The sequence below is a fragment of the Streptomyces microflavus genome (assembly GCF_014650075.1).
Classification (GTDB): Bacteria; Actinomycetota; Actinomycetes; order Streptomycetales; family Streptomycetaceae; genus Streptomyces; species Streptomyces microflavus.
In genome coordinates this window covers 171588-186109 of record NZ_BMUG01000006.1, presented here as the reverse complement: position 1 = coordinate 186109, position 14522 = coordinate 171588, and the positions used below count along the sequence as shown (strand labels likewise).

Below are 14522 nucleotides of genomic sequence, written 5' to 3'. Positions count from 1 at the left end.
GGCATGGGCAGCGGGCGCCTGTGTTCGAGCGCGGGCGGGCGGGGACGCGCAGGTGCCCGGCACCCCCGTGGGGCGCCGGGCACCTGCGCGGATCCGCGGTCAGGCGCGGCCTGCGGTCTTCTGGGTCTTACGGGTGATGGAGTCGATGACGACCGTGGCGAGAAGCACGGCGCCGGTGACCATGTACTGGATCGGCGTGGCGATGCCCTCCAGGGACAGGCCGTACTGGATCGAGACGATCACCATGACACCGAGCAGCGCGTTCCAGGTGCGGCCGCGGCCGCCGAAGAGGCTGGTGCCGCCGATGACGGCCGCCGCGATGACGTTCATCAGCAGGTCGCCGGTGCCGGAGCCCTGGTTGGCCGCCGCGATCTTGGAGGCCCAGAACAGGCCGCCGATCGCCGCGAACGTACCCGCGATGGAGAAGACGGAGATCCGGATCGCGGTGACGTTGATACCGGCACGCCGGGAGGCCTCGACGCTGCCGCCGAGCGCGAAGATCTTCCGCCCGTACGCCGTGCGGCGCAGCACGAAGTCCGTACCGACCAGGACGATCAGGAAGAGGACCAGGGCGAGCGGCAGGCCGCGGTACTGGTTGAACATGTACGCCGCGGCGAACGCGAACACCGCGAGGACTCCGGTGCGCACGGCGATGTCGGCGATCGGCCGGGACGGGATGCCCGCGGCCTCGCGGCGGCGGGTGTCCAGGAAGGCGGCGGCGAAGTAGGCGATGACCGCGACGGCGGCGAGCCCGTAGGCGGCGGCGACATCGGTGAAGTAGTACGTGGTCAGCTTGCCGACCACCCCTTCGCCGTCCAGGTTGATGGTGCCGGAGTCGCCGAGCAGCTGGAGCATGAAGCCGAGCCAGAACAGCAGGCCGGCCAGGGTGACGGCGAAGGCCGGGGCGCCGATCCGGGCGAAGAAGAAGCCGTGGATCGCGCCGATCACCGCGCCGCTGACGATGGCAACGACGATCGCAAGCCACTCGTTCATGCCCTGGGTGACGCTGAGCACGGCGACGAGGGCGCCGGAGACACCGCTGACCGAGCCGACCGAGAGGTCGATCTCGCCGAGCAGCAGGACGAAGATGATGCCCACGGCCATCATGCCGGTGGCGACCATCGTGGTCGCGATGTCGCTGATGTTCTTCGCGGAGAGGAACTCGGAGTTCATGCTCTGGAAGACGATGGCGATGATCGCGAGGCCGACGACGACCGGGATGGAGCCGAGGTCACCGCCGCTGATCTTGCGCTTGAACTCGGTGATGTAGCCGGCGAAGCCCTGCTGGCGGATGAGCAGCCGGGGGTCGACGACCGTGGCGGCACCTTCGGCCGCGTCCGGGTTGCCTACCGGAGCGTCCGCCGGGGCGGTCTTGTCCAGCGAGGTCGCGGACTTGTCGGTGGTCACTTGGAAACCTCCGCGTTGCGCGCCGCACGTCGGGTCACGGCGTTGTCCGTGGCACCCGTGATGGCGGAGATGATCTCTTCCTGGGAGGTGGTCTTCACATCGAAGACACCGTTGTTCCGGCCCAGCCGGAGCACGGCGACCTTGTCGGCCACGGCCTTCACATCGGCCATGTTGTGGCTGATGAGGATGACCGCGTGACCGCGCTCGCGCAGCCGCTCGACGAGGTCGAGGACCTGGGCGGTCTGCTCGACGCCGAGGGCGGCGGTCGGCTCGTCGAGGATGACGAGCTTGGGCTCACCGAGCATCGAGCGGGCGATGGCCACCGTCTGGCGCTGGCCGCCGGAGAGCGAGGCGATCGGGATGCGGACGCTCGGGATCCGGATGGAGAGCGTGGACAGCAGCTCGCGGGAGCGGCGCTCCATCTCCACCTCGTCCAGGATGCCGAATTTGCGCAGCTCCCGGCCCAGGTAGAGGTTGCCGACGACATCGATGTTGTCGCACAGCGCGAGGTCCTGATAGACGGTCGCGACGCCGAGGTTCTGGGCGTCGTGCGGCTTGTCGATCTGGACCGCCTTGCCCTCCCACTCGATGACTCCCTCATCGATGGGGTGCACTCCGGCGATCGTCTTGACCAGCGTTGATTTACCGGCGCCGTTGTCGCCCACCAGGGCGACGACCTCACCGGCGTGGACCTCAAGCTCTACATCGGTGAGTACCTGGACGGCACCGAATCGCTTGGAGACCCCTCGCAACGCCAACACGGGCGTAGCGGTCACGTGAACCATCTCCTTCGCCGCCTGACCGGCGGGGGATGCCGCGCCCGGGGGAAGGCGCGGCGGTCGAGCAGAAGAAAAGAAAAAAGGGGGGAAGCATTCCGTCCGGCGCCCCGCCCGGTAGCGGGACGGTTGGTGGGCGGGACACCGGACAGGCTTCGTGGCGCGCGCGGGCCGGTGTGCGGCGGACGCGTGCGCGGCAGAGGTGCCGTGGCGCCTTCGCGAGGACGCGTCGGGCGTACGGCGGCGGGGGCGTCCGGTCCGGCCGTGACCGGCGGGACGCCCCCTGGGGCCTACTTCAGGCCGATCGAGTCGCAGGCGGCCTTGTACTTGCCGGAGCAGATCTCTTCCAGCGTCCAGATGCCGTCCTTGACGACGGTGTCCTTGATGTTGTCCTTGGTCAGCGAGATGACCGGGACGAGGACCGTCGGGATGTCCTTCTGGCTGGCGTTGTCGACCTTCGAGGTGGCGATCGAGTCCAGCTTCTCGCCCTTGGCGAGGGCGACGGCCATCTCCGCGGCGACGATGCCCTCCGCGGGGTAGGACTTGTAGACGCTCATGAACTGCTCACCGGTGACGATGCGCTGCACGCCCGCCAGCTCGGCGTCCTGGCCGGTGACCGGGGGGAGCTTCGGCAGACCGGCGGCCTTCAGGGCGGTGATGATGCCGCCCGCCATGCCGTCGTTGGCGGAGTAGACGCCGTCGATCTTGTCCTTGCCGAGTGCGGTGATCGCCGCTTCCATGTTGGCGTTGGCGTTCTCCGGCTTCCACTCCTTGGTGTCGTACTCCTTGCCGTACTTCACCTTGCCGTCGAGGACGGACTTGGCGCCCTTCTTGAAGAGCGCGGCGTTCGGGTCGGTGATCGCGCCGTTCATCATCACGATCGTGCCGCCGTCGGCCTTGTCTCCCAGGGCCTCCAGCAGTGCGGTGCCCTGCGCGCGGCCGACCTCTTCGTTGTCGAACGAGGTGTACGCGTCGATGGGGCCCTCGGCGAGGCGGTCGAAGGCGACGACGGGGATGCCCTCGTCCTTGGCCTTCTTGACGCTGTTCGCGATCGCCTTGGCGTCCACCGCGCCGACGATGAGCGCGTCCACCTTGTTGGTGATCATGGTGTCGATCTGCTGCGCCTGGGTGGTCGCGTCCTGCTTGGCGTTGGCGTAGACGACCTCCGCCTTGCCACCCGTGAGCTCGCTGATCTTCTTCTCGATGATCGGCCGGTCGAACTTCTCGTAACGGGCCGTCTGGTTCTCGGGGAGCAGCAGACCTATCTTCAGGTCGTCGCCCTTCTTCTCCGAGCCCTGTTCGGCCTTGTCGCCGGTCTCCTTGGCGCTCCCACAAGCGGCAAGCGAGATCGCCATCGTGGTGGCGGCAACGGCAACGGCGGCACGACGCATACGCGTGTTCATTTCGAACCTCCCTGACGAGGCCGCGACGTTGCGGCCGAGGTGGCTGGAAGTCAACTCGGCCGCAGCTTCAGCGTCAAGGAGTAAATCCTTAACGAGATGACAACGGTGCCATTCGTTATCTAAGTGAAGGCAGGAGTCGCTGCGGGGAGGGTGCTCTCCAAAAGGGTTGAATCCCCCATCTCGCTCAGCACCAGAGCGAGCGCGCCCAGCACCTCGGCACGCCCTCCCAGGGCCCCTGGGAGCACCGAGAGCTGCCGGGCGGCACTGGGGATCGCGTAACGCGACACGGAGTCCCGTATGGGCCCCAGAACCAGCTCCCCGGCCTCCGCCAGCGAGCCGCCGAGGACGACCCGGCTGGGGTTGAGCAGGTTGCACAGGTTGGCGACACCGCTGCCTATGTGGCGGCCCACGTCACCGATCACCCGGCGGCACCCCGGATCGCCCTCACGAGCCAGCTGGACCACCCGTTCCATGGTGAGTCCGGGGCCGTGGCTGGGCTGGAGCAGGGGCAGGACGTAGCGCGCGGCGGTGAAGGTCTCCAGGCAGCCGCGGTTGCCGCAGCGGCAGACCGGGCCCGACTCGTCGAGCGTGATGTGCCCGATCTCGCCGGCCGTGCCGCCCGGGCCCCGGTAGATGGTCCCGTCGATCACCAGACCGGCGCCGACGCCGCTGGCGACCTTGATGTACGCCAGGTCCCGCACGCCCCGCCCGCTCCCCCAGACCAGCTCGCCCAGGGCCCCCAGGTTGGCGTCGTTGTCGACGTACACCGGGACGCCGAGGCGGCCGGAGAGCTCCTCGCTGGGGTTGATGCCCGTCCAGCCCGGCAGGATCGAGGTGGAGCCCAGCGTTCCGGACTCGACGTCGATGGGTCCCGGCACGCCGAGACCGACGCCGATGACCTTGTCCGGGCCGATCCCGGTGGCCTCGATCAGCCGCTTGACCAGCACCTCGGCCCGGTCGAACCCCTCCGCGGACGAGGCGTCGACATCCAGCGGCTCGGACTCCTCGGCCAGCACCTGGTGGGCCAGGTTGCCGACGGCGACCCGCAGGTGCGTATGGCCGAAGTCGACCCCGATGACGATGCCCGCGTCGCCGCTGAGCGAGACGCTGCGGGCCCGGCGGCCGCCCGCCGAGGTGGGGGTCACCTCGACCGTTCCGCCGTCCTTCAGCTCCCGGACGATATTGGAGACCGTGGCTGCGGAGAGCCCGGTGCTCCGGGCGATCTCCGCCTGGGTGAGCGACCCCGCCATCCGTACGGCGCGTACGACCCGCTCCAGATTGGCCCTGTGCAGCGATGTCTGCGACCCGGGAGTCTCCATCGACTCATCCACTCCTGCCCTTGGCGGGCGGTCCAGAGGACCACCCCGGCCGGGGCAGCAGCGATGACACCCCGGCTTCCTCCAACATGTGAACTCTAAGCTGACCGTTCGGGGGTACCTCCCGTCAAGACCTGAGCGGGCAGGGGCTCGCCCGAGCGCGCCTCAACGGCCCGGTGCCCCGGCGGAGATGATCTCCGCCGGGGCACCGGGCCGTTGTGGATATGTGACCTTCTTATGCGTACGCGTGACCTACTTGAGCGCACCCGCCGTCAGACCCGAGACGACCTGGCGCTGGAAGATGATGTACGCCGCCAGCACCGGGAGCATCGCGATCACCAGGCCGGCGAAGAGTCCGGAGTAGTCGCCCTTGTACCCCTGGCTGGAGGCCAGCTCCACGAGGCCCTGGGCGAGCACCCGCTTCTCCGGGTCGGTGTTCAGCACCGTCGGCAGCATGTACTGGTTCCACTGCCCCAGGAAGTTGAAGATGCCGACGCTGATCAGGCCGGGCTTGGCCATCGGCAGCATCACCTGGAAGAACGTCCGTGTGTGCGAGGCCCCGTCGATGATCGACGCCTCCGCCACCGAGGTCGGCAGCGTACGGAAGAACGAGGTCAGGAAGAACACGGTGAACGGCAGCGAGTACGCGATGTACACGAGGATCAGGCCGTGGATCGTGTTCAGCAGCCCCATGTTGTCCATGACGAAGAACAGCGGGACCAGCGCCAGCATGATCGGGAAGCTCATGCCGCCGACGAACAAGAAGTAAATGAAGCGGTTGCCCGGGAACTCGAAGCGGGCGAGCACATAGGCGGCCATCGAGCCGAGGACCAGGGTGCCCACGAGCGACCCGCCCACCACCAGGATGGTGTTCAGGAAGTACTCGCTCATATGGGCCTGGCTCCAGGCCCGGCCCCAGGCGTCGAAGCTCAGCGAGCTGGGCAGCGACCAGGGGGTGTTGAAGATGTCCGTGTCGGTCTTGAACGAGGACATCACCGCCCAGAACAGCGGCAGGACGACCATGATCGCCCACACGACGAGCATCCCGTGCGAGAAGACGTTGAGGACCTGGCCCTCGCCGCGCTTCGCGGGGGCCGACGGGGCCTTGGAGCCCGTGCCGGTGCGCTGCGCCGGGACCTTGGACGTGTCGTCGGTACCGGAGGAGGATCCGGAGGGAGGGGTGTCAGTGGTCTTCATCAGAACTCCAGCCGCTCGCGCCGGCCCACCCGCATGACGATGGCGGCGAACGCCAGGGTCACGATGAGCAGGGCGACACCGATCGTGGTCGCGTAGCCCGCCTGTCCGTCACGGAACGCCGACTGGTAGACGTACAGCGGCAGGACGGTGGTCGAGTAGTCGGGCCCGCCGGGGCCGACACTCATGATGTGGACGATGGCGAAGCCCTCGGCGCCGAGCGCCAGGATGCCCATGTAGACCCAGCCGGACTGGACCGTGTCCCACAGCAGGGGCAGCGTGATCCGGAAGAAGGTCGTGATGCGGCTCGCCCCGTCCAGCAGGGCGGCTTCGTAGAAGTCCTTGGGGATGGAGGCCATGCCCGCGGAGAACAGCACCACGAAGAAGCCGGTCGTGCACCAGACGAGGACCGCCATGATGACCCACAGGGCCAGCTTCGGATCGCCCAGCCAGTCCGGTACGTCGTCGAAGCCCACGGCCTTGAGCGTGCCGTTGATCATGCCCTGGGCCGGGTCGAAGGCGAACTGGAACAGGATGGCCACGATCGCGATCGAGAGCACCTGCGGGAAGAAGTAGGCGATCTTGTAGAAGCCGGAGCCCCGTACGCCCGAGACGGCGGCGCCCTTGGTGCGCCGCCCTCCCACGTTGAGCATGAAGGCGAAGAAGAGCGCGAGGCCCAGCGTCACCAGCGGCAGCAGAACGGCCAGCAGCACACTGTGCTGCAGCGATTTCCAGAAGATGTCGTCGTCGAGCATCTTGGTGTAGTTGTCGAAGCCGACCATCTTGAAGTCGGGGCTCAGACCCGTCCAGTCCGTGAACGAGTAGTAGATGGACTGGATGAACGGCCAGATGACGAAGACGACATACAACGTCATCGGGGCCACCAAGAACCCGATTATGAACCGGTATTTACCGTGCTGCATCGTTACCGACTCCGACCTTCCCCGAGCTGCCGCCGCTGGTGACGCGTGATCACTGGTGCCTGAAGTGCTTGATGGACTGGTCCTTGGCGGCCGCGTCGGCGAACGCCTGGATCTTCTTGATGGTCTCGGCCGGGGTGGCGCGGCCGGCCATCATCTCGCCGAGCGCGGCGACGCCGATCTGCTCCTTCTGGAGCTTCACGTACCAGTCCTGCAGGCGGGGGTTGACCACATTGGTGCCCGCCTTCTCCAGAGCCGCGACGCCCGACTGCAGGCCGTCCGAGAGCGTGATGCCGTCGGTGCCGCCGTTGAAGGCGGAGAGCGACTTGGTGTTGCTGGTGAAGGACTTGGAGGAGGCCTCGCTGAGCATGATGCGCAGCTGCTCCATGCCGCCCGCCGGGTTCTTCGCCTTGGCCGGGACGATGAACGGCTCGCCGCCGGACGCCCAGATGGTGCCGAAGGGCAGCTTGTCCGAGGAGTCGAGGCTGGAGGGAGCGCCCACGGACAGCTTGAAGTCCTTGGGGATGATCGCCGCTTCCTCGTTCTCGACCCAGGAGCCGTTCGGGATGAACAGCGCCTTGCCGCGGGCCCAGGCGCCCTGCGAACCGCGGTGGTCCAGGCCCGGGGTGCCCTTGAGGATGTAGCCCTTGGCGAAGAGCTCGTAGTACGCCTCGAACGCCGCCTTGACAGCGGGGTGCTCCCAGGCCTTCGGCTCCAGGTTGTCGATGGCGTTGAGGACCTCCACGCCGCCGATCTTGCCGATGAACGGGTAGAGCGAGAACGGGATGTAGTACGGGTGCTTGCCGGGGTAGGTCCAGCCGGCGATGCCCTGCTTCTTCGCCTTCGCGCAGAGCGCGAGCATCTCGTCCCAGGTCTCCGGGTACGTGGCGTCGAGCTTGTCCAGCGCGGTCTGCGAGTACCAGACGCCGTAGACCGTGTACGCGTAGTACATGATCCAGACCGGGTCGCCGTCGAACTGGCCCATCTCGACGATGCCCGGCCGCAGGGTGTCGCGGACCGTCTTGGCGGGGTCGTCGATCGAGGGGGCGTCGAGCAGCGGGGTCAGGTCGGTGAGCTGCTTCTTGCCGACCAGGACGCCCATGTCCATCTGCTGGGCACCGGAGTTGTCGATCAGGTCCGGCGGGGTGCCGCCGTTGAAGCGCGGCTGAAGAACCGACTGGATCTTCTGCGTCGCCGAGAACTTGACCTGCGCCTCGGGGTAGGTCTTCTTGTAGACGTCCCGGGCGTCCTCGGCGTACTTGGTGCCGAACCCGCCGTCGAAGATGACGATCTCCAGCGGGGCGCTGCCGTTGACGGCCAGCGGGTTCTTCTCGGACTTCTCGCCCTTTTCGACCTTGTCGTCGGTGCCGCTGTCGCCGCTCGCGCAGGCGGACAGGAAGCTCATCGTCGGAACAGCGATCAGGCCAAGTGCGGCAGAACGCTTGATCAGATCGCGACGGCCAAGGCCCTCATTGTTCTGAGCGGAGGTGGATCCCATGCTCAAGTCCTCGCCTTCTCCAGGACTCAGGCGGTGTACCGGTCACCCGTCGAAAATTCGCCTCAGGCGAAGGGCCCCGCCACCGCGGTCAGTTGCGCTCGGGTCGTGCAGATATGCAGATGTACCGGAGGAAAAAACCGGCGGAGTGGGGGTGTCGGAGAACCGTACAGCCAGGACGCCCATGACGCCCTCGCGACCATCCCCTGTCTTTCCCCCGCGTGCGCATCCGTCGGAAACGGCTGTGCAGATGGCGACAGGTATAGTCCACTTGCCGCCAACTGAGCAAGATCGAATGCACGTTGGGAGAGCAGTCTTTCCCGAGTTGAGACCTCGCGGACTCCTCGGCACCGTACGCCCTCGTACAGGGGCAGCTTTTTCCCCTTACGGCCGATTCGCGAACCGCACCTGAGGCAACACCCTTGACACGTCCTGTCACTTGGCTCCCTACTGGACCTTGCATCCCGCTATGACAACGTTGTCCAAGCACGCTCCGGGGAGGAATGGCTCGGTATGCAGCCACCACGTGGTCTCCACCATGGCGCTGAAAAGGCCCTCAGCAGCGCCACCCGTACGAGACGGAGCCGCACGGCCGCCGTCCTCGCGGCATCACTCGTCCTGGCCCTCGCGGCCCCCACGGCCGCCGTCGCCGGCCCGTCCGCGGCGCCGCAGAAGCCCTCCGGCGAACGGACGTTCCGCTCCTCGTTCGAAGCGGACGAGAAGCAGCCGGACTGGCGCAACACAGTAGAAGAAGGACCGGACGGGACAGAACGCTCGTCGGGTGTCGACGGCGGGTTCTCCGCCGGGATACCGGGCAATGTCACCGACCGGGTGACCGACGTCCGCGCCAGCGCCGAGAACACCGCGGGCGGCGAGGTCAAGGAGAACCTGGTCGACGTCGAACCGGCCTCCAAGTGGCTGGCGTTCGCGAAGACCGGCTGGGTCGAGTTCGACCTGGACGAGCCGGTCAAGGTGGTGACGTACGCGCTCACCTCCGCCAACGACCACGCCCCGCGCGACCCGAAGGACTGGACGCTCAAGGGCTCGGCCGACGGCAAGGAGTGGACCGACCTCGACACCCGCAAGGGCGAGACGTTCGCCGAGCGGCACCAGACGAAGTCGTACGATTTCGCCTCCGACACCGCCTACCGGCACTTCCGGCTGGAGATCACGGCCAACAACGGCGCTGCGGACATCCTCCAGCTCGCCGACGTTCAGTTCTCGAACGGTGACACCTCCGCGCCCGTCCCCGACGAGATGCGCAGCCAGGCCGACCGCGGCCCCTCCGGCTCGCCCACCGCGAAGGCGGGTGCGGGATTCACCGGAAAGAAGGCACTGCGTTACGCGGGTACGCACAAGCCGGACGGCCGGGCGTACTCGTACAACAAGGTTTTCGATGTGAACACGGCCGTCACCAAGGACACCGAGCTCTCCTACCTCGTCTACCCACAGATGGGCGAGACGGACCTCAACTACCCCGCGACCCACATCGCGGTGGACCTGGCCTTCACCGACGGCACGTATCTGAGCGAGCTGAAGGCCACCGACAGCCACGGCGGGCTGCTGACCCCGCAGGGCCAGGCCGACGCCAAGCGCCTCTACGTCAACCAGTGGAACAAGGTCGCCTCGCGCATCGGCACGGTCGCGGCGGGCAGGACGGTCGACCGGATCCTGGTGGCGTACGACTCCCCCAAGGGGGCGGCGAAGTTCCAGGGCTGGGTCGACGACATCGCGATCGAGCCGAGGAAGCCGGAGAAGCGCAAGGCTCATCTGTCGGACTACGCGCTGACCACGCGCGGCACCAACTCCAGCGGCGGCTTCTCGCGCGGCAACAACATTCCGGCCACCGCGGTCCCCCATGGCTTCAACTTCTGGACGCCGGTGACCAACGCCGGTTCGCTGAGCTGGCTGTACGACTACCACCGGGGCAACAACGAGGAGAACCTCCCCACGCTCCAGGCCTTCAGCGCCAGCCATGAGCCGAGCCCCTGGATGGGCGACCGGCAGACCTTCCAGGTGATGCCCTCGGCCGCGGCCGGCACCCCGGACGCCGCCCGTACGGCCCGCGCGCTGCCCTTCCGGCACGAGAACGAGATCGCGAAGCCGAACTACTACGGCGTCACGTTCGAGAACGGTCTCAAGACCGAGATCGCGCCGACGGACCACGCGGCCCGGATGCGGTTCACCTATCCCGGCAAGGACGCCAGCCTGGTCTTCGACAACGTGTCGAACGCCGGCGGCCTCACCCTGGACCCCGCAACCCGCTCCTTCTCCGGCTACACGGACGTGAAGAGCGGCCTGTCCACCGGGGCGACCCGCATGTTCGTGTACGGCGTCTTCGACGCGCCGGTGACGGACAGCGGCAAGCTGAAGGGCGGAGGCGGCGACGACGTCACGGGCTTCTTCCGCTTCGACGCGGGCAAGGACCGCACGGTCAACCTGCGCCTGGCCACCTCGCTGATCGGCGTCGACCAGGCGAAGAAGAACCTGGCCATGGAGATCCCGGAGTCCACCTCCTTCGAGAAGGTGCAGCGCAAGGCGCAGGCGGCCTGGGACGACATCCTGGGGACGATCGAGGTGGAGGGCGCCAACGAGGACCAGCTCACCACGCTCTACTCCAGCCTCTACCGGCTCTACCTCTACCCGAACTCCGGCCACGAGAAGGTCGACGGGAAGAACAAGTACGCCAGCCCCTTCTCCAAGCCGGTCGGTACGGACACCCCGACGCAGACCGGGGCGAAGATCGTCGACGGCAAGGTGTTCGTCAACAACGGCTTCTGGGACACCTACCGCACGACCTGGCCCGCCTACTCCTTCTTCTCCCCGAAGAAGGCCGGCGAGCTGGTGGACGGCTTCGTCCAGCACTACAAGGACGGCGGCTGGACCTCGCGCTGGTCCTCCCCCGGCTACGCGGACCTGATGACCGGCACCAGCTCGGACGTGGCCTTCGCGGACGCGTACGTCAAGGGCGTGAAGTTCGACGCGGAGGCGGCGTACGACGCGGCGGTCAAGAACGCCACGGTGGCCCCGCCCTCCTCGGGCGTCGGCCGCAAGGGCATGGAGACCTCCGTCTTCACCGGCTACGCGAACACCGCCACGCACGAGGGCCTGTCCTGGTCGCTGGAGGGCTACCTCAACGACTACGGCATCGCGCGGATGGGCGAGGAGCTCTACAAGAAGACGAAGAAGGCGCGGTACAAGGAGGAGTCGGCCTACTTCCTGAACCGGGCGCAGAAGTACGTCAAGCTCTTCGACGAGAAGGCGGGCTTCTTCCAGGGCAAGAAGCCCAACGGCGACTGGCGCCTGCCCTCGGACCAGTACGACCCCCGTGTCTGGGGCTACGACTACACCGAGACCAACGGCTGGGGCTACGCCTTCACCGCCCCGCAGGACAGCCGGGGCCTGGCCAACCTGTACGGCGGCCGCGCGGGGCTCGGCAAGAAGCTGGACACGTACTTCTCCACGCCGGAGACGGCGGGCCCGGAGTTCGTCGGCAGCTACGGCGGGGTTATCCACGAGATGACCGAGGCGCGTGACGTACGGATGGGCCAGTACGGGCACAGCAACCAGGTCGCCCACCACGCCACGTACATGTACAACGCGGCCTCGCAGCCCTACAAGACGCAGGAGAAGGTCCGCGAGGTGCTGGGCCGCCTGTACGTCGGCAGCGAGATCGGGCAGGGCATCCACGGCGACGAGGACAACGGCGAGCAGTCGGCCTGGTTCCTCTTCTCCGCGCTCGGCTTCTACCCGCTGGTGATGGGCAGCGGGGAGTACGCGATCGGCTCGCCGCTCTTCAAGAAGGTCACCGTCCGCATGGACAACGGCCGCAAGCTGACCGTCAAGGCCCCGAAGAACAGCGCGAAGAACATCTACGTGCAGGGCGTGAAGGTCAACGGCAAGAAGTGGACCTCCACCGCGCTCCCCCATGACGTGCTGGCCAAGGGCGGCACGCTGGAGTTCGACATGGGCCCGAAGCCGTCGGCGTGGGGCACGGGCAAGGACGCGGCCCCGGTCTCCATCCAGAAGGATGACAAGGCCCCGGCGCCCAAGGGCGATGTGCTGAAGGGTGACGGCGCGCTGTTCGACAACACCTCGGCCACCTCGGCGGAGGCCGAGTCGGTGGAGCTGCCCGTCCCCGCGTCCACCAAGGCGCTCCAGTACACGCTGACGTCGGCGGCGGCGGACAAGGCACCGAAGGGCTGGACCCTCCAGGGCTCGTCCGACGGCAAGAAGTGGACGGACCTCGACCGCCGCTCCGGCCAGTCCTTCGCCTGGGACAAGCAGACCCGGGCCTTCTCGGTGGACCGGCCCGGTGCGTACGCGCAGTACCGGCTGGTGCTGACGGGTCCGGCGACGCTGGCGGAGGTGGAGCTGCTCTCCTGATCCGTGACTGACACGCGCAGGCGGCCGGTACCCCGAGGGCGGGGTGCCGGCCGTCGGCGATTCAGGCGCCTCACGCCTCGTGCAGGCTTTCGGGCAGGGCCACGTTGAGTGCGGCGATGACCGGCCGGCCGTGTTCCGTGCCGAGCCGGGAGACGGCCCCGGTGGCGAGCTGGAAGAGGCGGCCCTCGGCCGGGGTCAGGCCGAGGTAGCGGGCGGTGAGGACGCGCAGGAAGTGCGAGTGGGCGACGAGCGCGATGTCCGCGTCCCCCAGCCCCTCGGCGGCCGACCGCACACCCGCGAGCACCTGGTCGGCGCGCTGCCCGACATCGGCGGGGCTCTCGCCGGGGTGCTCGTCGGAGCCGGGGTCGACGCCGTCGGTCCAGAGGTTCCAGAAGGGGCGGGTGCGGCGGATCGCCAGGGTGGTGATGCCCTCGTAGCCGCCGTAGTCCCACTCCCGCAGCTCGGGGGTGACCCGGGGGGCGTGCAGCCCGGCCAGCTCGGCGGTGCGGCGGGCCCGGATCGAGGGGCTGACGAGGGTGAGGCCGATGTTCCGGTCGGCGAGGAGCGGCACGAGGGCGCGGGCCTGGCGCTCGCCGGTGGCGGTCAGGGGGAGGTCGGTGTAGCTCGTGTGCTGCCCGGAGCGGGACCACTCGGTCTCGCCGTGCCGGATGAGGATCAGCTCGCCCATGGGGGTCCGTTCGCTTTCTGTACGGGTGGTGCGGGGTTGGTGCCGGAGGGTCGGGCGGTGCGGTTCGGTGCTGGAGGGTCGGGCGGTGCGGGGTTGGTGCCGGAGGGTCGGGCGGTGCGGTTCGGTGCTGGAGGGTCGGGCGGTGCGGGGTTGGTGCCGGAGGGTCGGGCGGTGCCGGGGCTGTGGGTGGGGCCACGTACCGTAAGTCCCTCACCTGATCGACTTCCCGTGGGGGGACCGCATGTCCGACAACTTTCCGCCTCCGCCGCCCGAACAGCCGCAGCCTCAGCCGCAGCCTTCGCCCGAGGCCGGGCAGCAACAGCACCCGGTGGGGGCGCCTCAGCCGTCCCCGTGGGCGGCCCCCGCCGCACCTCCGCGCAAGCAGCGTACGGGGCTGATCGTGACGCTCGCCGTGGGCGGCGGGCTCGTCGTGGCGGGGGCGGTGGTGGCGCTGGTCTACTCGGTGATGAACTCGCTCTCGGACGAACTGGCCCTGCGATCCGACCGGTCGGACGCCCCCTTCTCCACCCCGTACGACGAGGAGCCGGAGGAGGGGTACGAGGACGAGTACGACGCGGAGCCCGTCGAGCCGGAGCCGGAGGCCATCGTGCCGGAGCCGTCCGCCGAGAAGGACGTCACCATCACGAAGTGCACGCGGGACTCCACGATCGGCTGGCCGCACGCCGAGCTGAAGGTCGTGAACGAGTCCGGCGGGACGGCGAGCTACGTCGTGTTCGTCACGTTCGTGGACGGCAAGGGTGCCAAGGTGACCGACGGCATCGCGACCACCGACGAGCTCGCCCCCGGTAAGTCGGCCACGGTGAAGGCCCAGGGGCTCGGCGAGGTGCCCGCGGGCACGAAGTGCCGGATCGACCAGGTCGAGCGGTACCCGCTGTAACGATCCGCCGTTCCGGTTCGGACGATCCGCCGTTCCGGT

10 protein-coding genes are annotated in these 14522 nt (G+C 68.1%); 2 read left to right on the top strand and 8 right to left on the bottom strand.

What is annotated here, in order from left to right:
* Positions 1 to 99: 99 nt before the first annotated feature.
* The 7 genes from IE264_RS18875 to ngcE form a co-directional block, all read right to left on the bottom strand.
* Entirely contained in the window at positions 100 to 1407 is a 1308-nt protein-coding gene (locus IE264_RS18875; RefSeq protein ID WP_015612158.1) for a sugar ABC transporter permease, read from the bottom strand.
* Complete coding sequence (locus tag IE264_RS18870) at positions 1404 to 2192, bottom strand: ATP-binding cassette domain-containing protein (RefSeq protein WP_031127054.1); 789 nt, start codon at positions 2190 to 2192, stop codon at positions 1404 to 1406. The genes IE264_RS18875 and IE264_RS18870 overlap by 4 nt, the downstream gene beginning before the upstream one ends.
* A gap of 281 nt (positions 2193 to 2473) precedes the next feature.
* Entirely contained in the window at positions 2474 to 3586 is a 1113-nt protein-coding gene (locus IE264_RS18865) for a sugar ABC transporter substrate-binding protein (RefSeq protein WP_015612156.1), read from the bottom strand.
* A gap of 119 nt (positions 3587 to 3705) precedes the next feature.
* A complete protein-coding gene (locus IE264_RS18860; protein WP_032753587.1) occupies positions 3706 to 4905 on the bottom strand; it encodes an ROK family transcriptional regulator in 1200 nt (399 codons plus the stop codon).
* A gap of 249 nt (positions 4906 to 5154) precedes the next feature.
* On the bottom strand, positions 5155 to 6099 hold the full coding sequence (locus tag IE264_RS18855) for a carbohydrate ABC transporter permease (RefSeq protein ID WP_015612154.1): 945 nt from the start codon (positions 6097 to 6099) through the stop codon (positions 5155 to 5157).
* Entirely contained in the window at positions 6099 to 7019 is a 921-nt protein-coding gene (locus IE264_RS18850; protein WP_031127050.1) for a carbohydrate ABC transporter permease, read from the bottom strand. Before IE264_RS18850 ends, IE264_RS18855 begins: the two co-directional genes overlap by 1 nt.
* 49 nt (positions 7020 to 7068) lie before the next feature.
* Positions 7069 to 8514, bottom strand: a complete 1446-nt coding sequence (ngcE, locus tag IE264_RS18845) for an N-acetylglucosamine/diacetylchitobiose ABC transporter substrate-binding protein (protein ID WP_015612152.1) — start codon at positions 8512 to 8514, stop codon at positions 7069 to 7071.
* A 510-nt stretch (positions 8515 to 9024) separates the two neighbouring features.
* On the opposite strand from ngcE, the gene IE264_RS18840 reads away from it, so the two are divergent.
* Positions 9025 to 12897, top strand: coding sequence for a GH92 family glycosyl hydrolase (locus tag IE264_RS18840; protein WP_032753585.1), 3873 nt, complete (start codon positions 9025 to 9027; stop codon positions 12895 to 12897).
* A 70-nt stretch (positions 12898 to 12967) separates the two neighbouring features.
* Here the strand turns inward: IE264_RS18840 and IE264_RS18835 are convergent, their stop codons facing one another.
* Positions 12968 to 13585, bottom strand: coding sequence for a histidine phosphatase family protein (locus tag IE264_RS18835; protein WP_015612150.1), 618 nt, complete (start codon positions 13583 to 13585; stop codon positions 12968 to 12970).
* 241 nt (positions 13586 to 13826) lie between these two features.
* Between IE264_RS18835 and IE264_RS18830 the strand changes: the two genes are divergently transcribed.
* The gene (locus IE264_RS18830; RefSeq protein WP_015612149.1) at positions 13827 to 14483 is read left to right on the top strand and encodes a hypothetical protein; all 657 of its coding nucleotides are present in this window, start codon (positions 13827 to 13829) and stop codon (positions 14481 to 14483) included.
* The last annotated feature ends 39 nt before the right edge of the window (positions 14484 to 14522 follow it).

Bases quoted from the DNA above. Each gene is read 5' to 3' on its own strand.
- IE264_RS18870 (WP_031127054.1), bottom strand. From the start codon at position 2,192: ATGGTTCACGTGACCGCTACGCCCGTGTTGGCGTTGCGAGGGGTCTCC.
- IE264_RS18865 (WP_015612156.1), bottom strand. From the start codon at position 3,586: ATGAACACGCGTATGCGTCGTGCCGCCGTTGCCGTTGCCGCCACCACG.
- IE264_RS18860 (WP_032753587.1), bottom strand. From the start codon at position 4,905: ATGGAGACTCCCGGGTCGCAGACATCGCTGCACAGGGCCAATCTGGAG.
- IE264_RS18855 (WP_015612154.1), bottom strand. From the start codon at position 6,099: ATGAAGACCACTGACACCCCTCCCTCCGGATCCTCCTCCGGTACCGAC.
- IE264_RS18850 (WP_031127050.1), bottom strand. From the start codon at position 7,019: ATGCAGCACGGTAAATACCGGTTCATAATCGGGTTCTTGGTGGCCCCG.
- ngcE (WP_015612152.1), bottom strand. From the start codon at position 8,514: ATGGGATCCACCTCCGCTCAGAACAATGAGGGCCTTGGCCGTCGCGAT.
- IE264_RS18840 (WP_032753585.1), top strand. From the start codon at position 9,025: ATGCAGCCACCACGTGGTCTCCACCATGGCGCTGAAAAGGCCCTCAGC.
- IE264_RS18835 (WP_015612150.1), bottom strand. From the start codon at position 13,585: ATGGGCGAGCTGATCCTCATCCGGCACGGCGAGACCGAGTGGTCCCGC.
- IE264_RS18830 (WP_015612149.1), top strand. From the start codon at position 13,827: ATGTCCGACAACTTTCCGCCTCCGCCGCCCGAACAGCCGCAGCCTCAG.